Genomic DNA, 24,954 nt, shown 5'->3' with positions numbered 1-24,954 from the left:
TAGTTTCTTTTCCAATCAGCCTGCCTACTCGGGACGTTCGTGATCGAGCTTGCGACGCAGCGCATCAAGATGCAGCCGTGTCCAGTGCTCGCGTTCACGTCCGAACTGCTTCACCGTTCTTTTTGCGATGTCGTCAAGAACCAGCCGCAGTAGCCTGTTGCAACTCATGGCCTTGACCTGCAACTCCGCCGCGCGCTCCGGGTAATGAAAACCAAACCCTGCACGACCTCACCGAACACCCCCGGATTCACAGCAGCGCGCCGCGCGCGGCAATCGGCCAGATGGCCTCGACTAACTCGCCGCGCACGCAGACCAGTTCGTCATAAAGATTGACGGTCGGGTCGCAATGACCAGGCACCAGCATCAGTGGGTCGCCCAGCGCCACCGTGGCAGCATCGGCGGTACTCAGCACACCATGCTCGTCGGCGGCTTTCACATAGCGCAGATCAGCTCGCTGCCACACGGTGGGCAGGCCCGAGTCCACGCTGGACGCCTTCAGGCCGGCGTCAACCACGGCGCGCGCAGCGGTAGTCCGGCTCATGACGGTGGTGCGCACGAACAGGGCATGCTCGAACGCGATGTCACCTTCACCACGCTGGTTGTCGCCATAGTCGCGATCCATGAAGACATAGGAACCGGCCTGGATTTCGTTGAAGACACCAGAGTCGCGCTCATGCACAAAGCTGCCGGTACCCGCACCCGTCACACGTTCGACGGTGATACCGCAGCCCTCAATGGCTTGTCGGGTCACCCGCGCGGCCTCAACGGCGCTGCCAATGGCCGTAGCGCGGTCCTGCGGCGCGCGCAGATGCTGGGCTTGGCCGTGGTAGCACTGCAGGCCTGCAAAACGCAGCGGCGGATTGGCCGCAATCTGCCGCGCCAGCTGCACCGCCTCCTCTCCGGGGGCAACACCGCAGCGGTTTGCACCCACATTGACCTCGACATAGACATCCAGCGTCACCGCCTGCGCCTGCACCGCAGCGGCCAGCGCCTGCACCTGCTGCGGGTGATCGACCAACACGCCAATGCGTGCGGTGCGCGCCAGTGCGACCAGATGGCGCAGCTTGATGTCTCCCATCACCTCGTTGGTAACCAGAACATCCTTGATGCCGGCCTCCACAAACACAGCCGCCTCGCTGACCTTCTGGCAGCAGATGCCAACCGCACCCAGCGCCACCTGACGCAAGGCAATCTGCGGACACTTGTGGCTCTTGGCATGGGCACGCAGGCGCACGTTACTCCCGCGCAGCGCCGCAGCCATGCGTTCCAGATTGCGCTCGAACGCATCGAGGTCAAGAATTAGCGCGGGCGTATCGACCGCGCTGAGGTGATCGCCGGGTCGTGCGGCTGGCCAGGGGCTCATGGGTGAACGGGGCTCATTGGGGAAATCCGGGTGCCTTTCAATCGATCTTTGCGCCCGAGAACTTGACGACCTTGGCCCATTTGACCGTCTCGCGACGCGCGAGCTCACGGAATTCCTCCGGCGTGCTGGGGACAGTCTCCGCACCCAGCGCCTTGAAGCGCTCGCGCACCGCCGGACTGGCCAGCGCGGTACGAATTTCGGCATTGAGACGGGTCACGATGTCCTTAGGCATGTTGGCCGGCCCGATAATGCCACCCCAGGCCACCACCTCGAAGCCCGGCACGCCAGATTCGGCAATGGTGGGAATGTCAGGGTAGGCGGGCGAGCGCTGGCTGGACGAAATACCCAGGGCCCGCACCCGGCCCGCCTGAACTTGCGGACCGGACACCGGCGTGTTGACCATCATGAGCTGAACGCTGCCGCCGATAAGGTCGGTCATAGCCGCCGTCACCGCGCGGTAGGGCACATGCAGCATGTAGGTGCCGGTCATGGATTTGAAGAGCTCCATCCCCAGGTGGGCGGTGGTGCCATTACCGTCCGAGGCGAAGGCCAGCTTGCCCGGATTCTTCTTGGCATAGGCGATCAGCTCGGGCACGGTTTTGACCGGCAGGCTGTTGTTCACGATCATCAGGTTGACCAGGCGCAGCGTGTTCGAGATCAGCGTCAGGTCCTTGTCCACGTCGTAAGGCACGTTGGCCAGGAGCGAGCGGTTGGTGGCCAACGAGACGACGTTGCCGTAGGCCAGCGTATAGCCGTCGGCCGGAGAGTGAACCAGGTCCATGGTGCCAATCGTGTACGAGCCACCGGGCTTGTTGTCGATCACGAAAGGCACGCCCATCTGCTGCGACAGCTGCAGGGCCAATGTGCGCATCAGTACGTCGGGGGCGCCGCCAGCGCCCGACGGCACGATCAGGCGGATTGGCTTGTCGGGATAGGCCGCCAGGCCCGGCATCGACACGGTCGCCAGCGCAGCAAGGACAAGAGTGAGCAACAGGAAACGTTTTCGCATGGCACGGACCTCCGAGAATGTTGAATCAAGGGCCAAAAAATATGACCTGCGAATTTATTCTAAGCCCGGCATTCAAAAATAAAACTCATCAAAACTACATCTATAGTTTAGTTTTTTTTACGAATTGAGGCCGGCTTCCACTCGCCGAATCGTGACGATAATGAACAGCCATCGATGATGATCAAGTATCTCAACAACATCATTGAGAACGACCATCGATCGGTGAAGGGGATCACAAAACCCAAGCCGGGTTTAAATCCTTCAACGACGCCAGCAATGTGTTGGCCGGTCAGGCCATGTCTTCACCTCGCATGCGGGCGTTGTTTCAATTTCAGGAAGGTGAAGAGGCTGTGTTCTTTGTCAACATCGGCACCATCTCCAAACAAACGATGCTACGCTTTCAGCCAGAAACTTCTGAGTTCGTTTCAAGTTTGTGAGGCTTCTGATGCGGCTTCTATACGGACCTCGTCTTATCGATGAGGTTGCCGCATGCCCTGCTGTGCCATCTCGTGCAGCCCCGATCCCCGCCAGCCGCGCCAGTTCTTGACATCCGCCACAGTTGGCATTCCCCTGCATTTCGCTTTCGCGCTGATTGCCGCTCCATCCTGTATTACCGCCGCCACGGCGGCACAGGCTTGAAACGCGCCTGCAGGAAGGACAGAAACAGCTTCACGCGCGCCGCCATTCCGTGGCGCCGGTCCACCAGAGCCACGACGTCGGCATCGGGCAGGCGCCAGTCTTTCAGCACGCGCACCAGTCGGCCTGCGGCCAGGTTTTCAGCCACGTCCCATTCCGAGCGCATGATCACTCCCTTGCCCCTGAGCGCCCACTGCCGCACAACGTCGCCATCGTTGCTACTCAGGATCGCCGGCACCCGGACCGAGACCTCGTTGCGGCTCTTCCTGAAACGCCACAGGGTCACGTCTTCCTGATTTTCGCGCAGCACAATGCAATGGTGCGTGGCCAGCTCCTGCGGCTCGCGCGGCGCCGGGGGACGGGCCAGATAGTCGGGCGCGGCGCAAACGAAGCGCGCATTGGGCGCGATCGGGTAGGCGACCATACTCGAATCTGTGAGATTGCCGATGTGCACGATCATGTCGAATCGATTCGCATCGGCCTCCGGCACCACGTCGCTGAGTGACAGGGAAACTATCAGCCGGGGATGCAGGGTATGGAAGTCGGCAATGGCGGCCGCCAGGTGGTGTCGGCCAAAACCCAGGGGACCGCAAACATGCAACGTCCCAGCGACCTCGCCCGAGCGCGCGCGCAGGGTGTCGGTCAGGTCATCGAGGTCTGCGAGCAGACCGACGGCGCCCGCATTGAACAACTCGCCCTCGTCGGTGAGACTGAAGCGCCGGGTGCTGCGGTGGACCAGGTGCAGGCTCAGGCGGGTCTCCAGTTGCCGCAGGCGCTGCGATACCGCCGACGGCGTCACATCCATGCGCCGCGCCGCCTCGGCCAGAGAACCGCTTTCGGTGAGCGCCACGAAGAAACGCAGGTCGGTAATGTCGTTCGACATTGTTTAACTATTTTTTAGGTCAATCGTAAGTACATTTAAGTCATGAAATGGCGTTCGCGCAAGCAGAAGAGACATGGCACACCGGCTCAGGCCGTGGCTTGCCGGTATTGCCTCCATGCAGCTGCGGTGGGCGACGTACCCGCACCGGGCAGTCGAGGTAGCCGGAAATAACCATCAACCACCTCGGCCGGGTCGGTGAAGCAGTCCTTGATCCATGGAATGTATTCAAGCACCTCGCAGGCAGGATGGGCGTACGACAGGTGCACATGCACCTGGCTCATGTCCCCCGCGTGCGGCGCCACCGGCAGGCGAAAGGCGTGTGCTGTCTCGCACACCCGCAGCACATCGGTCAGGCCGGCCATGCGCGTCACGTCGGGCTGCACCCAGTGGATGGCCTGCTGATTGAGGAACTCTGAAAACGCATCGGGTGTGTACAACTGCTCGCCCAGGGCCACCGGGATGGGGGTGGCGCGCGCGAGTTGCGCGTGGCCCTTCACGTCGTCGTGCCACAACGGCTCCTCGAACCAGAACACATCGAAATCCTGCGCCGCGCGGCAAAAGCGCAGGCAGGTGGGCAAGTCCCACTTACCGTTGCCATCAATGGCCAGCGTGACGTCGGGGCCGATCGCCTGGCGCACTGCGACCAGACGCCGCAGATCACGCCCGACGGTGGAGCCGACCTTGATCTTGATGCCGGTAAAGCCCTGCGCCACCGCACGCTTCGCACCTTCCACCAGCTTGTCATCGGCAATGCTGAGCCAGCCAATATCGGTGTTGTAAGCGCGGACCTTGTCACGCACCTGGCCACCAAGCAATTTCCACAAGGGTTGCTGTGCCGCCTTGGCTTTTAGGTCCCACAGCGCCACATCGATCGCCGCATGCGCCAGCGTGGTGATGCCTGCGCGCCCGACCCACTGCAGCGCCGGGTTGTGGGCTATTTTGTGCCACAACCGATTGATGTCACTGGCGTTTTCTCCCACCAGAAGAGGGGCATGGCAGGTTTCGATACAGCGCGCGATGAGCTGATCGCTGGGCAAATGGGCATGCGTGCCCGTAAAGCCGTAGCCCGTCAGGCCGTCTTCAGTTTCAATCTGTGCACCCACCACACCCCAGTGCGAGATGGTGTGGGTGCTGTCGGCAATCTGCGCGTCGGTGACAGGCACGTGCAGGATGAAAGGAAGGACTGATTTGATTTTCATGGAAAAACTCCGGTTTCTGTTTGACCCGGACGCTTTAATCCGGCACCGAGATCCGCACCGTGGCATCCGCGCGCTTGTGCAGATCAGGCAGCAACTCCAGTCCAAGCCCGGGCTTGTCATTGAGACTGATCATGCCATTTTTCACGCTGGGCAATTCGGTCACCAGTTCCTTATACCAGCCCGTGAAGAAAGCGCGAACGCTCTCCTGGATCAGCGCGTTGGGTGCGTGCAGCGACAAGTGCGTCGACGCCGCCCAGACCACCGGCCCGGTGCAGTCGTGCGGCGCCACCGGCAACTGCCACGCGTCGGCCATGGCGGCAATTTTGCGCGCTTCGGTCAGTCCGCCGCACCAGCTCAGGTCCAACATGGCCACCCCGGCCACGCCGGTTTGCAAATAGTCCTTGAAGCCCCATTTGTAGCTCAGCGTTTCACTGGCGCAAATCAGGGCCTCGCAATCTTTGGCGTATTGCTTGAGCAGGTCCAACGAATCCATGCGGATGGCGTCTTCGTGCCAGAAGGTGTTGAAGGGCTTGAGCGCACGCGCGATTTTTTGCGCCATGGGCAAGCGCCACAAGCTGTGAAACTCCACCATGATGTCCATCTTGTCGCCGACGGCGTTGCGAATCTTGCGAAAAGGCTCCAGCGCGGCATCCAGATCTTCATTGCTGATGTACTGGCCATGGCTTTTTTCCGCAGCGGGGTCAAACGGCCAGATCTTCATGGCCGTGATGCCTTCGGACAGCAGCGACTGCGCGACCTCATCGGCACGGTGCAAAAAGCCTTCCAGGTCTTCGTAAGGCCCGGCATTTTTGTCCCTGGCAGAACCCAGGCCCCAGTTCGCCGTGTTCTGGTTGACAGTGCTGCGCACATACTGGTAGCCGGCGCAGGTGTTGTAGATGCGAATGGCGTCGCGGCTCTTGCCACCCAGGGCGGTGTGCACCGGCATATTGGCAGCCTTGCCAAAAATATCCCACAGCGCAATGTCCACGGCCGAGTTGCCGCGCGTTTCCACACCGGAGCCGCGCCAGCCCAGGTAGCCGGTGATGTCGCGGTTGCGCGCTTCGATGGCCAGCGGGTCCTGCCCCAGCAGCTTGGGCGCCGCCCATTCGTGCAAATAGGCTTCCACGGCTGCCGCGCCCATGAAGGTTTCGCCCAGCCCGGTCAGCCCCTCATCGGTATGGATGCGCACCCAGATGATGTTGGGGAACTCGCCCAGGCGAATGGTTTCGATCTCGGTGATTTTCACAATTCAGACTCCAGAAAACAGACGCCGAAAAAAGGCCGCGAGGGTTGCCCCTGGCGGCCTTCACACAATGCTACAGACTGAATCAGTGGCCGCGCACCTTTTTCAGGGCATCCATCACGACGTTGACCGGCTCAGCACCAATCGTTGGCAGGTTTTTGTCATACACCGGCTTGACCTTCGCAAACATGCGGGCCTGCTCGGCCGGGGTAATCTCGTTGACGACCATGCCCTTGGCTTTCAGGCTGGCCAGCGATTTTTCCGACTGCGCGCGAAGAGCGGTACGCTCCACCTTCTGGCCCGCTATAGCGGCTTCGCGCAGCACGGCCTGCTCTTGCGGATTGAGCTGGTCCCACAGTTTTTTGCTGTAGAGGATCAGAAACGGCGTGTAGGCATGGCGCGTCACGCTCAGGTACTTTTGCACCTCGTTGAACTTGGACGTTTCAATCGTGACGAACGGGTTTTCCTGACCGTCGATGGTCTTGGTTTCCAGCGCGGTGAACACTTCGCCGAAGTTCATCGGAACGGCGTTGGTGCCCAGCGTCTTGAAGGTGTCCAGGAAGATGCTGTTCTGCATGACGCGAACCTTGATACCCTCAAAGTCTTCGACTTTGGCCACAGGGCGCTTGTTGTTGGTCAGGTTGCGAAACCCGTTTTCCCAATAAGCGAGATTGACGAGACCGGCTTCTTCGAGTTTCTTGTTGAAGTAAGCGCCTGCCGGGCCATCCAGCACGGTATCCGCTTCTTTTTCGTTGGCAAACAGGAAAGGCAGGTCAAACACGCCGAGTTCCTTGATGATGCCCACCAGCGGCGAGCTGGAGGTGCACACCATCTCCTGCGTGCCCGCGCGCAGTGCCTGCGTGGCCTGCAGGTCGCCACCCGCCGCGTTGTTCCAGAAGGCATTGATCTTGATCTTGCCGCCGGTCTTGGCATTGAGCACTTCCTGCATTTTCTTGACACCCATCCCGACCGGATGATCTTCGGCCACGCCGTTGGTGAACTTGATGGTGCGCTCGGCAAACTGCGCAAATGCCGCTGTGCTGACGAGCAGGGCTGCGCCGGCGAGGGCTGATACGAGGGTTCTTCGTTTGAACATGTTGCTTCCTTTAGTTGTTAGAGCTATTGACGATTGCTATTGACGCGGGAAAAGCCTCATCAGTGCATCCACCAGTGAAGTGGCACAGTGACGATTTGGGGAAAAAGAACCAGCAGGAAAAGCACGGCCAGCTGGGCCAGCAGGAAAGGCAGCACGCCCTTGAAGGCGTCGTCCATGGTAATTTTTGCAACACCACACACGACATTGAGCACCGTTCCCACCGGCGGTGTGATCAGGCCGATGGCGTTGTTCATGATGAACAACACGCCAAAGTAAACCGGATCGATCCCGGCCTTGAGCACCACAGGCATCAGCACCGGCGTGAGGATCAGCACCGTGGGCGTGAAATCGAGCGCCGTGCCAACCACCACGATCAGCACCATCATGATGAACATCAGCAGCATCCTGTTGCCCATGAAGGGCTCCAGCATGTTGGCGACTTCCGTCGGAATGTTGGCCACCGTGATGAGCCAGGCACTGACCATGGCCGCTCCCACCAGAAACATCACCACTGCCGTCGTCTTGCCTGCGGTCAGCACCAGCTGATACAGCTCAGACCATTTGAGTTCGCGGTAGACAAACATGCCCACCGCAAAACTGTAAACCGCCGCCACCACTGCCGCCTCGGTGGGAGTGAACACGCCCAGTTTCATGCCGCCAATGATGATCACGGGCAGGGCGAGGGCGAGGGTTCCTTCAGCGGTGATTTTCAGGCGTAGCGGTATCGCAAGTTTGGGTGCAGGCTGAACTTTTTCCTTTTTCGCCACCCACCACCAGGTCAGCCCGACGGCAGCGCCCATCAGCACCCCTGGGACAATGCCGGCCAGAAACAGCTTGGTGATCGAGACGTTGCCCGCGACCCCAAAAATAATCATCCCGATGGAGGGCGGAATAACGGGGGCGATGATGCCGCCCGACGCAATCAGGCCAGCGGAGCGGTTGATGTTGTAGCCCGCTGTCCGCATCATCGGAATAAGCAGGGCCGCAAGCGCTGCGGTATCGGCCACGGCGGAACCCGAGAGCGAGGCCATGATCACGGCGGCAACCACGGTGACATAACCCAGACCGCCCCGGAAATGGCCGACCCAGGCCATGGCCAGATTGACAATGCGCCGGCTCAAGCCGCCGGCGTTCATGAATTCGCCGGCGAGCATGAAGAAGGGCACCGCCAGCAGCGGGAAGTTGTCAGCGCCGTCGACAAAACGCTGCGCCAGGATCTGGCTGTCAAACGTAACCAGGCCGCTGGTCGCCCCCAGAAAACCCATGAGCGCCACGCCGCAAACGAGCAAGGCATAGGCAATGGGCATGCCAACGGCCATGGCGGCCAGCAGGCTGACGAGGAATACCGTGACGGTCATGCTTTTTTCCCCAGGCTTGCCAAGAGATGTGCTGCGCTCATGCTTTAATTTCCTTTAGTTGTTTTTCGACATCCGCCAGTCCTTCGGTTTCGATGACCTGAATCAGTTCGTCCTCGCGCAGCCGGCCGGTCAGCAGGCGGTACAACACATTGAGGTTCATGATGCCCATGACAGCGCCAACGACATAACCGATGCCATAAACCCAGATCATCGAGATGCCAACGACGGGCGAGACATTGCTGACCTGGAGCTCGTGCATCTCCCAGGTGCCCACAAAGAACATCACGTTGCAACCCAGCATCAGCGCTTCACTCAGAAACAGGCACAGCTTCTTGCCGCCCACACCCAGATGCATGACCAGCGTGTCCACGCCCAGATGCCCTCTTTCGCGCATGGCGACCATGGCGCCTATGTAGGTGAGCCAGATAAAGCAGTAACGGGACATTTCGTCAGATACATCGATGCCTGAGTTGAAGCCGTAGCGCAGCACCACATTGCCGAACACCATGATGACCATGGCCACCATGCACACGACGATCAGCAACTCCAGCAGTTTGAAGAACGGATTTATTATTTTTTGCACCATAGACTCCAGAAAAATTAATTCGTCAGGCCGCCTTGAGCATCGAGGCTGGCGTATTCAGTCGGGGCAGGCGGCGGCTTGAGGCCAGAATTTCTTCAATATCCTGATGGGCGCCATCAATCAGGACCAGGATTGCCTTTTCAGCCTTGGCGGGGTTGCGGGCAATCACGGCATCGAGTACCGCGCGATGCAGCGCAAGGGAACCCGCCGGCCCCCCTTTTTTACTGGCAGACAACTCAAAGCTGGTGCGTAACAGGGCCCCGAGCGCCTTGCTCATGTGGATGAGCATGCGGTTGCGGCAGGCCCGCAGCAGCCCCTGATGGAAGCGCAGGTCATAGGAGACATAGTCACCGCCTTCTTTCACAACCCGCGCCATGCCTTCAAAGGCAATTTCGATGTCGGTAATATCCTCTTGGGTGGCGCGTTGGGCTGCGAGGCGAACAGCAGCAGGTTCAACAACACGCCGCAAATCCATCAGATCGTGTAGAAATTCGGGCGTCAAGCCAGCCTTGGCTTGCCAAGCAATAACATCGGGGTCGAACCAGTTCCAATGCTCTTCGGGCAGCACATGGGTACCCACCTTGGGGCCTGTCGTCACCAAACCTTTGGCGATAAGCGACTTCACGGCTTCACGTATCACGGTGCGACTGACTCCCAGTTGCTCACCCAGAATCGGCTCGGGTGGAATCGATGCGCCGGCGACGTAGCGCCCCGCGACGATGGCTTCGCCGAGATGGTCAACCGTATTGCCGTGGACGTTTTTTATCATGTTTTTTTGCTGATTTTCGATTGTTATCATATTACGATAGCATGATATTTTCACCGGGGTTTTCCCTAGTTTCTGATTGTTATCATATGACGATAATATGTTTACCAATTCAAGGATTTACCCCTATGACCAATTCAAGCAAACCGAAAAAGAAGCCCGAAGAACTTCGCAGCCAGCAGTGGTTTGGTCGGCAGGACCGCGACGGTTTTGTCTACCGCAGCTGGGTCAAAGGCAAGGGCGTGCCAGACGACCAGTTTGATGGCCGCCCGGTCATTGGCATTTGCAACACCTTCAGTGAACTCACGCCCTGCAACTCGCATTTCCGCACGCTGGCCGAGCAGGTCAAGATCGGCGTGTACGAGGCCGGCGGCTTTCCGATGGAGTTTCCGGTCATGTCGCTGGGCGAGACCCTGATGCGCCCTACCGCCATGCTGTACCGCAATCTGGCCAGCATGGATGTGGAGGAAAGCATTCGTGCCAACCCTCTCGACGGCGTCGTGCTGCTGATGGGCTGCGACAAGACCACACCTTCGCTGGTGATGGGCGCGGCCAGCGTCGACTTGCCCACCATCGGATTGAGCGGCGGCGCCATGCTCAACGGCAAGTGGCGCGGCCAGGAACTGGGCTCGGGCACCGGGGTATGGAGCATGAGCGAGCAGGTTCGCGCCGGCACACTCAGGCTGGAGGAATTCCTGGAGGCCGAGAGTTGCATGCACCGCAGCCACGGCCACTGCATGACCATGGGCACCGCCAGCACCATGGCCTGCATGGTCGAGGCACTGGGTTTGGGTCTGCCCGGCAATGCCGCTTACCCGGCAGTGGATGGACGACGCAATGTGCTGGCGCGCATGGTCGGGCGGCGCGCAGTGGAGATGGTCCATGAGGATCAGAAGCTCTCCAAGGTCCTTACCCTCGAAGCTTTCGAAAATGCGATCAAGACACTGGCCGCCATTGGCGGCTCGACCAATGCCGTGATTCACCTGATCGCCATGGCCGGTCGGATCGGCATCAAGCTGACCATCGAAGATTTTGACCGGCTGGCCAGCGAACTGCCTTGCCTGGTCAACCTGCAGCCCTCGGGACAGCACTTGATGGAAGACTTCTGTTACGCCGGGGGGTTGCCGGTGGTGATGAAGGAAATCCAGCACCTGCTGCACACAGAGATTGTCACGGCCAATGGAAAAACCGTGGGCGAGAACATTGCTGACGCAGAGAATTTCGACCCGCGAGTCATCAAGAAGTTCGATGAGCCGTTCAAGGACAAGGCCGGCATCGCCGTGTTGCGCGGCAATCTGGCACCGCGTGGCGCGATCATCAAGCCCAGCGCCGCCACACCGGAACTGACGACACACAAGGGTCGGGCCGTGGTGTTCGAAAATATCGAGGACTTCCACGCCCGCATTGATGACGAGAATCTCGATATTGACGAAACCTGCGTCATGGTGCTCAAGAACTGCGGCCCCAAGGGCTACCCCGGCATGGCGGAGGTGAGCAACATGCCCTTGCCGCCCAAGATTCTGCGCAAAGGCATTACCGACATGGTGCGTATCTGCGATGGACGCATGAGCGGCACGGCCTACGGCACCGTCGTACTCCACGTTGCGCCCGAAGCGGCCGCAGGAGGACCGCTGGCGGTGGTACAAAACGGTGACATCATCGAACTGGACGTCCCCAATCGCAAGATCCAGCTGCATGTGACAGACGAGGAACTGGCCCGCCGCCTGGCCAACTGGAAAGCACCCGAGCCACCCATGACATCAGGCTACTGGAAACTCTACGTTGACCATGTGCGGCAGGCCGATGAAGGCGCCGATCTGGACTTCCTCATGGGCAAGCGGGAAGCCTTCGTCCCGCGAGATAACCACTGACTAGAAAGGCACTGTCATGAAAATACTCATCACCGGCGGCGCTGGTTTCGTTGGAGCCCGGCTCGCCCGGGAACTGCTCAAGAAAGGGCAGCTTGATGGCCAAACCATCACCGAACTCAATATCGCCGACATATTTCCCCCGCCCGCCGACCTGAGCGCGGACCCGCGGGTGCGGGTGCACACCGGACCCCTGCTGAATCAAGCCGAATTGTTTGCCAGCGGTTTCGACGCTGTGTTTCACCTGGCCTCGGCCGTCTCGGGCGAATGCGAGCTGGACTTTGACCTGGGCCTGCGTTCCAACCTCGACAGCACCCGCGTCCTGCTTGATGGATTGCGCAAGGCCGGCAATGCCCCCCGCCTGGTGTTCGCCAGTTCGGTCGCGGTGTTCGGACCGGACGCCGCCAATCCCCTACCCGACCTGGTGGCCGACAACACCCTGCCCTCGCCGCAGACATCGTACGGCACGCACAAGCTGATGTGCGAGTACCTGATTGCCGACTACACGCGCAAGGGCTTCATCGATGGCCGGTCCGCACGCCTGATGACCGTCACCGTGCGACCGGGCAAGCCCAATGGCGCCGCGTCGTCGTTTTTCAGCGGCATCATCCGCGAGCCTCTGGCCGGCGTGGAAACCACCTGCCCGGTCGATCCCGATGTCACGCACCCCGTGTCATCCCCAGCCAACACCGTGCATGGCCTGATCACCGTGTTTGAGGCCAGCAGGGAAGCCATGGGCGGACGCCTGGCGCTGAATCTGCCGGGGCTGAATGTGCGCGTGGGTGACATGCTGCAGGCCCTGGAGGAAGTGGCCGGCACGCAGGTCCGCCAGCGGGTTCGTTTTGAACGCGACGAACGCATTGCCGGCATCGTCGCCAACTGGGCCAGGGGCTCGACCGCCGAGCGCGCGCTGGCGCTGGGGCTGCGCCCGGATGCTTCGTTCAAGGCCATCATCGAACAGTACATCGAGGACTGCCAGCAACCCAGCTATCCGGCGGACGCCCTGCGCGGCCTGAACCACTGAGCGGGTCCGAATCGGCATGAATCGGCAACCCACCGATACAGAGGCCTCATGAGCGGTCGCAACCTGGTTGCAGTCGACTGGGGCACCTCATCCCTGCGCGGTGCACTGATCGATGCCGATGGCCGGGTGCTTGAGGAGCGCTCCTTTGCGCGCGGCATCCTGACCGTTGCTGCGGGCGAATTTCCCCCTGTTTTTGAGCGCTGTTTTGGCGACTGGACGGCTCCCGGCAACCTCTGCCTTATTTCGGGAATGGCCGGCAGCAAACAGGGCTGGCGTGAAGCACCCTACTGCGCCTGCCCTGCGGGTTTCGACGACATTGCAGCCCACCTTGAATGGGTGGAGCCTGGCCGCATCGCCATCGTGCCCGGGTTGAGCGTTGACAAAGACGGTGTGCCGGACGTGATGCGCGGTGAAGAAACGCAGGTGTTCGGGGCATTGCAACTGCTGGAGCTGGCCAACGCCCGGCTGGTATTGCCCGGCACGCACAGCAAATGGGTGACCGTCGCCAAGCACCGCATCACTGACTTTTCGACCTGGATGACCGGCGAGTTCTACGCACTGCTGCGCCAGCATTCCATACTGGCGCGGACGCTGCCCAACAACACCAACGACAGCGACCCTGCACCGGACCCAGGCGCTTTTGAGCAGGGCGTTGCCCATGCGCTGCGCGGCCAGGGCCTGCTGCACACGGCTTTCAGCACGCGAACCCTGTCACTATTTAACCGCATGGCCACCGACGCACTGCCGAGCTACCTGTCGGGGCTGGTTATCGGCGAAGAACTGAAATCCCAGAGCTTGCAACGCGGCGATGCGGTGGTGGTCATGGGCGAGGAAACGTTGACAGCCCGCTACGAGCAAGCCCTGGCGCAGTTGGGGGTATCGGTTCAGCGCGTAGGCGCCGGCGCCACCTGGCGCGGTTTGCGCGCCATTGCCGACACCCTGCCCCGAACCGGCAGTCAATCGACTATCCACCGAATTACAGCACCATGAACCCCCATCAAAAATTCTCCAAAGCCCTGCAGACCATTCCGCTGGTTGCCATCCTGCGCGGGCTGCAGCCTGCCGGGGCGCTGCCCGTCGGCCAGGCGCTGCTGTCCACCGGCTGGACGCTGATTGAAATCCCGCTGAATTCGCCGCAGCCGCTGGACAGCATTGCCGCCATGGCGGGCGCCTTCCCCCAGGCATTGATCGGCGCCGGCACCGTGCTGACACCCGAGGATGTACGCAATGTGCAGGCCGCGGGCGGCCAGCTGATCGTCTCGCCCAACTTCAACCCGGCAGTCGTGCGTGAAGCGGTGCGCCTGGGGCTGGTCTGCCTGCCCGGCGTGATGACCGCCAGCGAAGCTTTTGGTGCACTGGAAGCCGGCGCTACGGGGCTGAAGATTTTCCCGACCGAAATGATCACGCCCGCCGTGGTGAAGGCGCTGCGCGCGGTGCTGCCGGCCAGCACGGTGGTGCTCCCGGTGGGCGGCATCACGCTAGAGAACATGCGCCCTTACCTCGCTGCAGGCGCCAATGGCTTCGGCATCGGCTCTGCCTTGTACAAACCCGGCATGTCACCTGCCGACGTAACCGAAAACGCTATGAACTTCATAGCAGCATGCGCTGGTACCATAAGGGCATGAGCACTATTTCACCTGCAAATTCTTCGGCCATCTCGTTCGGGCTGGCGGGCCGTGTCTGCATCGTCACCGGTGGCGCCCAAGGCATTGGCGAAGCCTGCATTCGCCGCTTTGCACGCGAAGACGCCCGAGTCGTCATTGCAGATATCGACGATGCCCGCGGTGCCGCGCTGGCCAACGAACTCGGTGGCCTTTACGTTCATTGCGATGTGGGTAACAAGGCGCAGGTCGATGCACTGGTGGCCCAGACCATGGCCGCGCACTGCCGCATCGACGTGCTGGTCAACAATGCCGGAATTTTCAAGGCGGCTGATTTTCTGGAAGTGACTGAAGCCGACTTCGACGCGGTCTTGCGCGTCAACCTCAAGGGTTCATTTCTGGTGGGCCAGGCCGTTGCGCGCGAAATGGCCAAAGCCGGCAAAGGCAGCATTGTGAACATGAGCTCAGTCAACGCCGTGCTGACCATTCCCACGATTGCCAGCTACAACGTCAGCAAAGGCGGCATCAACCAGCTCAAGCGGGTGATGGCGCTGGCCGACAAGGGCGTGCGCGTGAACGCTGTCGCGCCCGGTACCATCGCCACCGAGCTGGCCGCCAAAGCCGTGCTGACAAGCGAAGAGGCCAAGGCAAGAATCATGAGCCGCACACCCATGAAGCGCCTGGGTGAGCCTTCGGAGATTGCCGACACCGTGGCCTATCTGGCCAGCGACGCAGCCAGCTACATCACTGGCGAAATCGTGGTGGTCGATGGCGGGCGGATGACCTTGAACTACACCGTGGCGGTGTAGGGGGCGGGGCTGCTGCGTGAGTCGGATAGGCAACTTCTACCGCGCCGGAAAACTCAGAATCCGATTTAACACCGCCTCGCACGAGCCCTACGAGGGGTGGTCTTTCAGAAGCGCGCCATTAGTGCCCTTGCCAGACCGGCTTCCTTTTCGCAACAAAGGCTTCTACGCCTTCGCGAAAGTCGCGGCTCGCATAGCAGCGGCGGATCAGGTCTTCGCTCTCGGGCAATGCATGGGTGGCGAGGCGCCGCATCCCTTCCTTGACCACGCTCTGCGTGACCGGTGCGAGCGAGGCCAGCCGCTCAGAGAGTTTCATCGTGGTGCCCGTGATCTCGGCGGGCTCGCAAACCTGCAACAGGAAACCACAGGCCAGCGCTTCTTCGGCACCCAGCAGTTCGGCCAGCAGCAGCATGCGCTTGACGCGCGGGCTGCCGAACACGGCCGTCAAGCGCGCAAGATTGTTGATCGACAGGCAGTTGCCCAGGGTCTTGGCAATCGGCACGCCGAAACGCGAGCCTGGTGTCGCGATCCGGAAGTCGCAGGCCGTGGCGATGGCCAGGCCGCCGCCGACGGCCCAGCCCTCGACCACCGCCAGCGTGGGCATGGGCAGGCGTTCGATCTGCTCGATGCAATGGTCGATGCGGCGCTCATAGGCCACGCCATCGTCGCCATCGCTGAACGACTGGAACTGCGCGATGTCGGTGCCGGCGACGAAGGCCTCGCCACCGGCACCGCGAAAGATCACGACGCGAATGCCGGGGTCGTTCTGCAGTTGGGTGCAGATGCGGCCCAGTTGCTCATACATGGCCCAGGTCATGGCGTTGCGCGCCTGCGGGCGGTCGAACAGCACCGAGGCGATGCGGCCTTCGATGCTCAGATGGACCGTGCCTTCGCTCATACGGAGAACGCGCCCTGGGCCTCGAGCGCGGCCCGCTGGCTGGCGTCGATGCCTAATTCGGCCAGCACCGCATCGGTGTGCTCACCGAGCAGCGGCGGCGGCATGCGCACCTGCGCTGGCGTGCCTAAGAACTTGACGGCAAAACCGATGTTGGGCACTTTTCCTTCCACCGGGTGGTCAATCTCCATGCGCATCTTGCGGTGCTTCCCATGCTCGCTTTCAAACGCCTGCGGATACGTGAGGATGGGACCGGCGGGAATGCCGACCGCCAGCAGGTCGTCGATCCACTCTTCGCTGCTGCGCTTGGCGAAAGATTCTTCCAGCTGCGCGATCAGTTCGAGCCGGTTCGCCAAACGCAGGGCCACGGTGGCAAAGCGCGGATCCTCGATCAACTCCTCGCGACCCAGCGTGTTGCACAGCTGCTTCCAGAGCTTCTGGCTGGTTGCGCCCATCACGAAATAGCCATCGGCGGCCTTCACCGCTTGGTAAGGCGCGCTCATGCGGTTGGCCGTGCCCAGCGGCTCGGGTGGCTCGCCGGTACCCCAGTATTGCGAAATGTCCCAGACCGAAAACGCCAGCGCCGAGTCAAACAGCGACGCATCGATGTGCTGCCCCAGCCCGGTGGTCTTGGCCCCGATGTAGGCGGCCAGTATGGCGTAACTGGCAAACAGCGCGCAGCCGATGTCGGCCACCGGCACGCCCGCCTTGACCGGCGGCCCGCCGGGATAGCCGGTGACGCTCATGATGCCCGACATGGCCTGCGCCATCAGGTCAAAGCCCGGACGATTCGCCCACGGGCCGCTCTGGCCAAAGCCTGAAATGCTCGCATACACCAGCTTCGGATTGATGGCGCTGAGCGTTTCGTAGTCAATGCCCAGACGCTTGACAACACCGGGGCGGTAGTTTTCCACCAGGATGTCGGCGTCCCTGACCATCCGAAAAAGCACCTGGCGCCCAGCTTCGGTCTTCAGGTTCAGGGTAATGCTGCGCTTGTTGCGGTTCATGTTGAGGTAGCCCATGCTGTCGTTGCCCTTGAGCTTGAAGCCCATGGCGCCGCGCGTCTGGTCACCGACGCCCGGGGGTTCAACCTTGACCACATCGGCCCCCATATCCGCCAGCAGCATGCAGGCATAAGGGCCCGCCATCACCTGGCTGACATCCAGCACCCGCACGCCGACCAGCGGCAGGGGTCGCTTATGCGCGTTGTTTTTCGTCATTTTTGCAATGCCGCCTACAGCAGGCTTGCGCCCGCCATGGCGATCTGTTCATCCTGCGCAGGAAGCACCCCCGAAACGCCGATGGCGCCAATGATGTTTCCGTCGTGAACAATAGGAACCGCACCCTGCAAAGGCGTGACGCCCTCAACGCCCACCAACGCGGTGCGACCGCCGTTCACCGCGTCCTCCAGCATTTTTGACGGACGCCTATAGCGCATCGCCGTTCTGGCCTTGCCCAGAGAAACGTCAGCGCTGGCGATCTGCGCACCGTCGAGCCGTTCCAGGTAAAGCAGATTGGCGCCGTCGTCAACAATGGCGATACTGACTTTCCAGTTGTTGTTGATGGCGTGCGCATGGGCTGCGGCGGCGATCAACTTGACCACTTCCAGGGTAAGGCATGGCTTTACAGTCAAGCGCAAGCCGACGTCTTTTTCAGTCATTTTATTTATCCCGTATCTTCGTCAATATGCTCGGGCCGGCAGGAGCGATCTGCTGGCGGCAATAGCAAGGTCCGTCTGAAACATCAATGCCCGAGCTTCAGGATCGCGGCATCCGTTTGGCTGGCGTCGGGCTACCGACCAACATCTGTCTGAGTCTGCGCCAGGCAAAGGCAAGCACCGGCCAGAACAGCATCAGCAGCGCCAAGGTGGTGATGGTGCCGACCAGCGGGTTCGACCAGAAAACGCCCAAGCCACCGCTGGGACCGATCATGGACTGACGAAATGCCGCTTCCATTTTGTCGCCCAGCACCACGGCCAGCACCAGCGGTGCGAGCGGATAGTTGAGTTTTTTCAGGACATAACCGATGATGCCGAACAACACCATGAACCAGACATCAAGCATGGAGCTATGCACAGCGTAGGCACCGATCGCGCAGACCACGATGATGATGGGCGCAATGATGGAAAACGGGATGCGCAAAATTGCCGCGAACAGCGGTACCGTGCTCAAGACGATGAACAGTCCGGCCAGATTGCCCAGGTACATGCTGGCGATCAGTCCCCAGACGAAGTCTTTTTGTTCGATGAACAGCAGCGGCCCGGGCTGCAGGCCCCAGATCATCAAGCCGCCCAGCAGAACCGCCGCGGTGGCCGAGCCCGGAATGCCCAGCGCCAGCATCGGCAGCAACGCTGCGGTTCCGGCGGCGTGGGCTGCGGTTTCCGGCGCAACGACGCCTTCCAGTTGCCCGGTGCCGAACTTTTCACCATCCGGCGAGAAACGCTTGGCGATGCCGTAACCCATGAAGGAAGCGGCAGTCGCACCGCCGGGCGTGATGCCCATCCAGCAGCCGACGACCGCGCTGCGGATCAGCGTCAACCAGTACCTGGGCAGTTTTTTCCAGGTTTCCAAAACCACCTTGGCGTTGATCTTGGCGTGCTTGCCTTCGAACGCCAGTCCTTCTTCCATGGTGACCAGAATTTCGCCGAGGCCGAACAGTCCGATCACGACAACCAGAAAATCGATGCCGGTCAGGAGGCTAGACAAGCCGAAGGTCATGCGCAATTCGCCGCTCACGGTGTCCATGCCAATCGCCGCCAGACCGAAGCCCAGCATCATGGCGATGATGGTTTTGAAGGGTGCCTTGGTGTCTGATCCGACAAAGCTGCAAAAAGTGAGCAGGAAAACCGCGAAAAACTCGGGTGGTCCGAATTTGAGGGCGAATTTCGACACCAGCGGGGCAAGGAATGTGATCAGCAGCACACCCACAAAGGCACCGATGAAGGAGCCCGTGAACGATGCCGTGAGCGCCTCCCCGGCTCGGCCCTGTTGGGCCAGCGGGTAGCCATCGAAGGTTGTCGCCACGGCTGACGTTTCACCAGGAATATTGAAAAGGATCGAGGTGATGGCACCCGCGAACAGCGATCCCCAGTAGATGCAGGACAGCATGATGATTGCCGAGGTCGGCGGCATCGTGAACGTGAGCGGCAGCAAAATGGCGACGCCATTGGGCCCGCCCAAACCCGGCAATACGCCGATGACAATTCCGAGCACCAGCCCGATCAGCATCATCAGTCCGTTGTACCAGGTCAGCGCGACCGCGAATCCATGAAAGAGGGCATTCAGATTTTCCATTGAGCGCGTGTCTCCGAGTAGTGCGTTTCAGTAACCGAACAGGGCTTCGAACGGCCCTTTTGGCAGCGGCACCATGAACTGGATTTCGAAAAGCCAGAACAGCGTCGCGCTCACGCCAATGCTGATCAGCATCACTTTGAACCAGCTCCGTTTGTCCATGACCCGCATGAACGCGGCGATGAAGACAAAGGAGGCCACATAGATGCCCACAAGCTGGATGGCCAGCACGTACACGGTCGTTGGCACCAGGACCATCAGGACCAACCTGAATCGCTCCCACGACACAAAAATCGTGTGGTCGCGGTTTTTTCCGAACAACGACTTGATGAAAACGACCAGCGCCGCGACGCAGAGGATGGCGCCGATACGAAAAGGAAAGTAGCCCGACTGTGGCCCGTCCGCAGCCCAACCGGCGCCGACCTTGTAGTTATCGACCATCATGACCACACCAATGAGGAAGATGACGATCGCTGTGATCGCATCGACCTTGCTGTGGGTCAGGCCGCCGCCAGGCGGGTTTTGTGTTTGCTCTTGATCCATAGGTACTCCCGCCAGCGGCAAATGGTTGAAATTATTTCTTCGCGGCGAATCCGGCTTCGTTCATCAATTTGTTGTGGAAGGCTTCGTCTTTTTCGAGGAATTTGACGAAATCAGCCCCGGTGAGGTAGGTTTCCTTGAGGGCCTGCTTCGAGAGATACGACTGCCACTCCGGCGTCGCGGCCACTTTTTTCAACAAGTCCGCGTAAAAAGCCGACTGTTCCTTGGTGGTGTCGCCCGGCAGGAAGAAGGCGCGCAACATCTGGTATTCCACATCGACGCCCGACTCCTTGCAGGTAGGGATGTCGGACCACGCCTGGTCTGTGGTGACCTTGTCCTTGAAGACCATGCGCTGCTGCGAGAAGACACACAAGGCGCGGACCTGTCCGGCGCGCCACTGAGCGATGTTCTCGCTCGGGTTATTGACGTTTGAATCAATGTGCTTGCCCACCAACTGGGTCGCTGCTTCGCCGCCGCTCTTGTAGGGTATGTAGGAGAACTTCACGCCGGCGGCTTTTTCGAGCGCGACGGTAATAATATGATCCTCACGCTTGATGCCGGTGCCACCCATTTTGAAGGTCCCAGGCGGCGCGGCTTTTACGGCACCCAGAAAATCCTTGGGCGTCTTGTAGGGCGTTTCGGCGTTGTCCCACAGCACGAATTCATCCAGCGCGATCATTGCCACCGGATTGAGTTCGCGCCAATTGAAAGGCAAGTTGACGGCGACAGGCAGCGTGTAAATAGCGGAAAACGCCACCATGAGCTTGTGGGGGTTGCCTTTGGAACCCTTGACATCCATGATGCCTTCAGCGCCGCTCGCGCCGCCCATGTTCAGGATCAGCATGGGCTGCTTCATCAGTTGGTGCTTCACGATGATGCCCTGAATGGTGCGCGCCATCTGGTCGGAAGCGCCGCCCGCACCGGCGGGCACGATGACCTCCACGGGCTTGGTAGGCTCCCAATTGGCAGCCTGGGCGGGCAGGGTCGCGACGCAGGCCAACGCGACCAGTGAAAGCGGCAACAGGGAAGCTCTGTGCAATAAATTTTGGATCAGATGTGTCATGGCTGTCTCCTCTAGGTGGTTTACAAGACCGGATATTCCGGCGAAATAGTTCCTATACTGCATTTAACTTGGCGAGGACATCGCGTCGGGCGGTTTCGCGAGATAGTCCATCGCCGCCTGTACACCTCCATTTCGATGCGGGATACCGGCCAGGCCGAGCCCCATTTCGACGCCGGCCAGCGTTCCGCACAACATCAAATCGTTGAAATCGCCCAGATGGCCGATCCGGAAAATCTTGCCGGATACCTTGCTCAAGCCCTGCCCGAGCGACATGTTGAACCGCTCCAGCACGATCTTGCGGAACGCGTCGGCGCTGTGGCCGTCCGGCACCACAACCGCTGTCAGCACCGAACTGTATTCAGCAGGATTGAGGCAGAGAATCTCCAGCCCCCATGCGCGCACCGCGCGACGCGTTGCCTCGCCATGGCGGTGATGGCGCGCGAACACATTGTCCAGCCCTTCCTCGAACAGCATTGCAAGCGCTTCATGCAAGCCATACAGCAGATTGGTGGCCGGCGTGTACGGGAAATAGCCGGTCGGATTGACCGCGAGCATCTCTTCCCAATCCCAATACGAACGCGGCAGTGCGGCCGTTTTCGAGGCGGCGCGCGCCTTCGCGCTGATCGCGTTGAACGACAAGCCGGGCGGCAGCATCAAGCCTTTTTGCGAGCCTGCAACTGTGACATCAACGCCCCATTCATCGTGCCGGTAATCGATCGAGGCCAGCGATGAAATCGTGTCCACCATGAATAGCGCCGAATGGCCGCTACGGTCAATCGCCTGGCGTATCTGGCCAATGGGGCTGGTAACGCCGGTCGAGGTTTCGTTGTGAACGACGCACACCGCCTTGATTTGATGCTCTTTGTCGTCGGCCAGTCGAACTTCGATCTGCGCAGGGTCGGCACCGTGCCGCCAGTCGCCCGGCAGGAATTCCACTTTGAGACCCAGTTTGTTCGCCATTTTTTTCCAGAGCGAGGCAAAGTGTCCGGTTTCGGCCATCAGCACCAAGTCGCCTGGCGACAAGGTATTGACCAGCGCCGCTTCCCAGGCGCCGGTGCCGGATGCCGGGTAGATCACGACATCGGCTTGCGTCTTGAACACTTTTTTCATACCGGCCAGAACCGCTTTGCCCAGTACGGCAAATTCGGGACCGCGATGATCGATCGTCACGTTGTCAATCGCACGCAGCACCCGATCAGGGACATTGGTCGGTCCGGGGATTTGCAGGAAATGGCGGCCGGAAGGATGAGAGTCAAGCGTCAACATAAATTATGGGTTCCGTGAATATGTGTCATTTTTTGCATACAAAATTCATTTGTCAATAGGTTTATCCCTTAAAGCTTATTTGGCAGACGTTTTTTTGCATACAAACTTCGAATATGAGCGCTGACGTCATCAAGAGGCTGGCCGCCGAAGTCCATGAAGGCGCCTACAGCAAACCAGCGCCGCGCGCCCATTGGTACTTTGCACCCAATACCTGGACTGGCAACTCGGTTGAGTAGGCGTAGGCCGGGATACCGTGCTCGTACAGGTACTGGGCCGCCTCTTCAACTTCTACATCGCCGGCCAGTGAGGCCACCATCGGCTTTTCGATACCCTTGGCCCGCATCTCATCGCGTGCCTCGACCATGATCCTGGCGAAGACCATGGGTGGCGTGACAATGGTGTGCCAGTAACCCAAAATCAAAGCGTGAATTCGCTCGTCCGACAGTCCCAGCAACACCGTGTTTTTATAGGTCTGCGGTGGCTCGCCGCCGGTGATGTCAACCGGATTGCCCGCAGAACCGAAGGGCGGGATGAACTTACGGAAAGCTGTGTCAAGATCGGCGGGCATGGGCATCAACTGCAGCTTGTTGTCCCCGCAGGCGTCGGACAGCAACACGCCAGAGCCACCAGCACCCGTGATGATGACAATGTTCTCGCCCTTGGGCGTTGGCAGGATAGGCACGCCGCGTGCGAATTCGAGCAATTCCCGCAGGCTGCGGGCACGAATCACGCCGCACTGCTTGAACACGTCTTCGTAAATCTTGTCGTTACCGGCCAGCGCTCCCGTGTGCGAGCTGGCGGCCTTGGCGCCGGCCAGGGTGCGACCCGCTTTGAGCACGATGACCGGTTTCTTTCTGGAAACGCGGCGCGCCACTTCAGCGAAAGCTCGCCCATCTTTCAAGTCCTCGCAATGTTGCGCAATGACTTTGGTGTTCGGATCCTGCTCAAAGAAGATCAACAAGTCGTTTTCATTGATGTCAGACTTGTTGCCCAAACCAACAATGGCAGACACCCCCATCTTGGCCGAGCGGCTGAAACCGATGATGGCCATGCCGATGCCGCCGGATTGCGACGACAAGGCGACGGAACCCTTCACGTCATAGGCCGTACAGAAAGTCGCGCAGAGGTTGACGTGGGTGTGGTAGAAGCCGTAGATGTTGGGGCCCATGAGCCGGATGTGGTATTTGCGGCCAATGGCCACCAACTCTTCCTGCAGGGCTGGCTCACCACTTTCGGCAAAACCGGAGGGAATCAATACAGCGCCGGCAATTTTCTTCTCGCCGCATTCGATCAACGCAGCTGCCACCAGCTTGGCCGGGATGGCAAACACCGCGGTATCGATCTCGCCAAAAACATCCTTGACACTCTTGTAGGCCTTGTAGCCAAGGATCTCTTCGGCCTTGGGATGAATAGGGTAGATATTGCCTTTGTAACCACCATTGATCAGGTTTTTCATGACCGAGTTACCGATCTTGCCGGTTTCAGCCGAAGCGCCGATGACCGCGACCGACCTGGGCTGCAGGATGCGGTTCATGGCCTGCAACACGTCGCTCTCCGCGGGGCGATAGCGTGGCACTTTGACGGTGAAGTCAAGCACGATGCGCACGTCCGCCGCAATGGCCGAGTCTTTGCTGGCGAACACAGGGTTCAGATCCATCTCGGAAATTTCGGGGAAATCACTCACCAGCTCGCTGACGCCGACGATGAGCTTCGCCAGGGCTTCGCGATCCACGGGGTCGCTGCCGCGCACACCTTTGAGCATTTCGGCGGCTTGAATGCCATCCAGCATGGAGTAGGCATCCGCCATACTGGCGGGCGCCAGGCGGAAGGTGATGTCCTTGAGCACTTCCACCAGCACGCCACCCAGACCAAAGGCCACGAGCTTGCCGAAGCTGCTGTCGGTCACCGCGCCGATGATGACCTCCTGGCCACCTTTGAGCATTTGCTGAACCTGCACGCCGATGATGCTGGCATCTGCCTTGTATTTTTTGGCGTTGGCGATGATGGTGTCATAGGCTATGGCGGCCTCCTCAGCGCTCTTGACACCGACGATCACGCCACCGGCCTCGGTCTTGTGCAGAATGTCTGGCGAGACGATTTTCATCACGACTGGAAAGCCCATGGCAGCGGCCATTTTTTGCGCTTCAGTGGCGTTGGTCGCGGTGCCTTCCTGTGGCACGGCAATCCCGTAGGCATCGCATACCAGTTTGCCTTCCGGGGCGGTCAAGGCGTCACGACCGCCGACTTTTACGGCGTCAAGAATTTGTCGAACTTTGGCTTTGTCTTTCATCATGTTCTCGATTCTTCGCTGTTGTCCTGATGCTTTCGGTTTGCAGGCCCATTCGGCTGCCTACTTCAACTTTGCAACAGAAATGCTGTTCTTGCGGTTGAGTTCCAACTGGGCGTCAACCAGGGCGACAACCTCGTCGATCACCGGGTTGTGCAGGCCTTTTTGCGCGGCAATG

23 protein-coding genes are annotated in these 24,954 nt (G+C 60.2%); 5 read left to right on the top strand and 18 right to left on the bottom strand.

The genetic code is table 11. The annotated features are described in order from the left end of the window. Positions 1–24 precede the first annotated feature (24 nt). The 10 genes from B3F77_RS14600 to B3F77_RS14555 all read right to left on the bottom strand — a co-directional run bounded on the left by B3F77_RS14600 (position 25) and on the right by B3F77_RS14555 (position 10,139). Positions 25–168 (bottom strand): hypothetical protein, encoded by a 144-nt coding sequence (locus B3F77_RS14600; protein ID WP_293605656.1) that lies wholly within the window; start codon positions 166–168, stop codon positions 25–27. Between the two features lie 79 nt (positions 169–247). Beyond that, on the bottom strand, positions 248–1,363 hold the full coding sequence (locus B3F77_RS14595) for a DSD1 family PLP-dependent enzyme (RefSeq protein WP_293605655.1): 1,116 nt from the start codon (positions 1,361–1,363) through the stop codon (positions 248–250). 37 nt (positions 1,364–1,400) lie between these two features. Next, positions 1,401–2,372: a Bug family tripartite tricarboxylate transporter substrate binding protein gene (locus tag B3F77_RS14590; RefSeq protein WP_293605654.1), complete on the bottom strand. Its 972-nt coding sequence runs from the start codon at positions 2,370–2,372 to the stop codon at positions 1,401–1,403. A 610-nt stretch (positions 2,373–2,982) separates the two neighbouring features. Further along, the gene (locus B3F77_RS14585) at positions 2,983–3,891 is read right to left on the bottom strand and encodes a LysR family transcriptional regulator (RefSeq protein ID WP_293605653.1); all 909 of its coding nucleotides are present in this window, start codon (positions 3,889–3,891) and stop codon (positions 2,983–2,985) included. A gap of 86 nt (positions 3,892–3,977) precedes the next feature. Then, positions 3,978–5,090: a mandelate racemase/muconate lactonizing enzyme family protein gene (locus B3F77_RS14580; RefSeq protein WP_293605652.1), complete on the bottom strand. Its 1,113-nt coding sequence runs from the start codon at positions 5,088–5,090 to the stop codon at positions 3,978–3,980. A gap of 34 nt (positions 5,091–5,124) precedes the next feature. Beyond that, a complete protein-coding gene (locus B3F77_RS14575; protein ID WP_293605651.1) occupies positions 5,125–6,336 on the bottom strand; it encodes a mandelate racemase/muconate lactonizing enzyme family protein in 1,212 nt (403 codons plus the stop codon). A gap of 82 nt (positions 6,337–6,418) precedes the next feature. Further along, positions 6,419–7,429, bottom strand: coding sequence for a TRAP transporter substrate-binding protein (locus B3F77_RS14570; RefSeq protein ID WP_293605650.1), 1,011 nt, complete (start codon positions 7,427–7,429; stop codon positions 6,419–6,421). Between the two features lie 59 nt (positions 7,430–7,488). Continuing rightward, positions 7,489–8,787 carry a TRAP transporter large permease subunit gene (locus B3F77_RS14565; RefSeq protein ID WP_293605649.1) on the bottom strand — a complete coding sequence of 433 codons (1,299 nt, stop codon included), beginning with the start codon at positions 8,785–8,787 and terminating at the stop codon, positions 7,489–7,491. A 37-nt stretch (positions 8,788–8,824) separates the two neighbouring features. Then, positions 8,825–9,370: a TRAP transporter small permease gene (locus tag B3F77_RS14560; RefSeq protein ID WP_293605648.1), complete on the bottom strand. Its 546-nt coding sequence runs from the start codon at positions 9,368–9,370 to the stop codon at positions 8,825–8,827. Between the two features lie 25 nt (positions 9,371–9,395). Then, positions 9,396–10,139 (bottom strand): FadR/GntR family transcriptional regulator, encoded by a 744-nt coding sequence (locus tag B3F77_RS14555; protein ID WP_293605667.1) that lies wholly within the window; start codon positions 10,137–10,139, stop codon positions 9,396–9,398. Positions 10,140–10,264: 125 nt separating this feature from the next. Here B3F77_RS14555 and B3F77_RS14550 point away from each other — a divergent pair, with 125 nt between their 5' ends. Genes B3F77_RS14550 through B3F77_RS14530 form a run of 5 tightly spaced genes read left to right on the top strand, consistent with a single transcriptional unit; the run spans position 10,265 to position 15,438 of the window. Beyond that, on the top strand, positions 10,265–12,007 hold the full coding sequence (locus B3F77_RS14550; RefSeq protein WP_293605647.1) for an IlvD/Edd family dehydratase: 1,743 nt from the start codon (positions 10,265–10,267) through the stop codon (positions 12,005–12,007). A gap of 16 nt (positions 12,008–12,023) precedes the next feature. Next, entirely contained in the window at positions 12,024–13,028 is a 1,005-nt protein-coding gene (gene denD / locus B3F77_RS14545) for a D-erythronate dehydrogenase (RefSeq protein ID WP_293605646.1), read from the top strand. A 48-nt stretch (positions 13,029–13,076) separates the two neighbouring features. Next, positions 13,077–14,018, top strand: a complete 942-nt coding sequence (locus B3F77_RS14540) for a 2-dehydro-3-deoxygalactonokinase (RefSeq protein ID WP_293605645.1) — start codon at positions 13,077–13,079, stop codon at positions 14,016–14,018. Next, positions 14,015–14,653 carry a 2-dehydro-3-deoxy-6-phosphogalactonate aldolase gene (locus tag B3F77_RS14535; RefSeq protein ID WP_293605644.1) on the top strand — a complete coding sequence of 213 codons (639 nt, stop codon included), beginning with the start codon at positions 14,015–14,017 and terminating at the stop codon, positions 14,651–14,653. The genes B3F77_RS14540 and B3F77_RS14535 overlap by 4 nt, the downstream gene beginning before the upstream one ends. Continuing rightward, on the top strand, positions 14,629–15,438 hold the full coding sequence (locus tag B3F77_RS14530; protein ID WP_414703017.1) for an SDR family NAD(P)-dependent oxidoreductase: 810 nt from the start codon (positions 14,629–14,631) through the stop codon (positions 15,436–15,438). The genes B3F77_RS14535 and B3F77_RS14530 overlap by 25 nt, the downstream gene beginning before the upstream one ends. 118 nt (positions 15,439–15,556) lie before the next feature. Here B3F77_RS14530 and B3F77_RS14525 read toward each other — a convergent pair whose 3' ends face one another. From B3F77_RS14525 to B3F77_RS14490, 8 genes are all read right to left on the bottom strand, one after another. Further along, entirely contained in the window at positions 15,557–16,333 is a 777-nt protein-coding gene (locus tag B3F77_RS14525) for an enoyl-CoA hydratase/isomerase family protein (protein WP_293605643.1), read from the bottom strand. After that, a complete protein-coding gene (locus B3F77_RS14520) occupies positions 16,330–17,550 on the bottom strand; it encodes a CaiB/BaiF CoA transferase family protein (protein WP_293605642.1) in 1,221 nt (406 codons plus the stop codon). Before B3F77_RS14520 ends, B3F77_RS14525 begins: the two co-directional genes overlap by 4 nt. A 14-nt stretch (positions 17,551–17,564) precedes the next feature. Further along, positions 17,565–17,990, bottom strand: coding sequence for a GlcG/HbpS family heme-binding protein (locus B3F77_RS14515; protein WP_293605641.1), 426 nt, complete (start codon positions 17,988–17,990; stop codon positions 17,565–17,567). Positions 17,991–18,087: 97 nt separating this feature from the next. Further along, complete coding sequence (locus tag B3F77_RS14510; RefSeq protein ID WP_293605640.1) at positions 18,088–19,623, bottom strand: tripartite tricarboxylate transporter permease; 1,536 nt, start codon at positions 19,621–19,623, stop codon at positions 18,088–18,090. Positions 19,624–19,650: 27 nt separating this feature from the next. Continuing rightward, positions 19,651–20,184, bottom strand: coding sequence for a tripartite tricarboxylate transporter TctB family protein (locus tag B3F77_RS14505; RefSeq protein ID WP_293605639.1), 534 nt, complete (start codon positions 20,182–20,184; stop codon positions 19,651–19,653). Positions 20,185–20,194: 10 nt separating this feature from the next. Next, entirely contained in the window at positions 20,195–21,223 is a 1,029-nt protein-coding gene (locus B3F77_RS14500) for a Bug family tripartite tricarboxylate transporter substrate binding protein (RefSeq protein ID WP_293605638.1), read from the bottom strand. Between the two features lie 63 nt (positions 21,224–21,286). Continuing rightward, entirely contained in the window at positions 21,287–22,489 is a 1,203-nt protein-coding gene (locus B3F77_RS14495) for a pyridoxal-phosphate-dependent aminotransferase family protein (protein WP_293605637.1), read from the bottom strand. A gap of 163 nt (positions 22,490–22,652) precedes the next feature. Then, positions 22,653–24,782 carry an acetate--CoA ligase family protein gene (locus B3F77_RS14490; RefSeq protein WP_349678419.1) on the bottom strand — a complete coding sequence of 710 codons (2,130 nt, stop codon included), beginning with the start codon at positions 24,780–24,782 and terminating at the stop codon, positions 22,653–22,655. Positions 24,783–24,954 lie beyond the last annotated feature (172 nt).

The sequence above is a fragment of the Polaromonas sp. UBA4122 genome (assembly GCA_002381615.1).
Lineage (GTDB): Bacteria > Pseudomonadota > Gammaproteobacteria > Burkholderiales > Burkholderiaceae_C > Polaromonas.
This window is presented reverse-complemented; position numbering and strand designations above follow the sequence as displayed.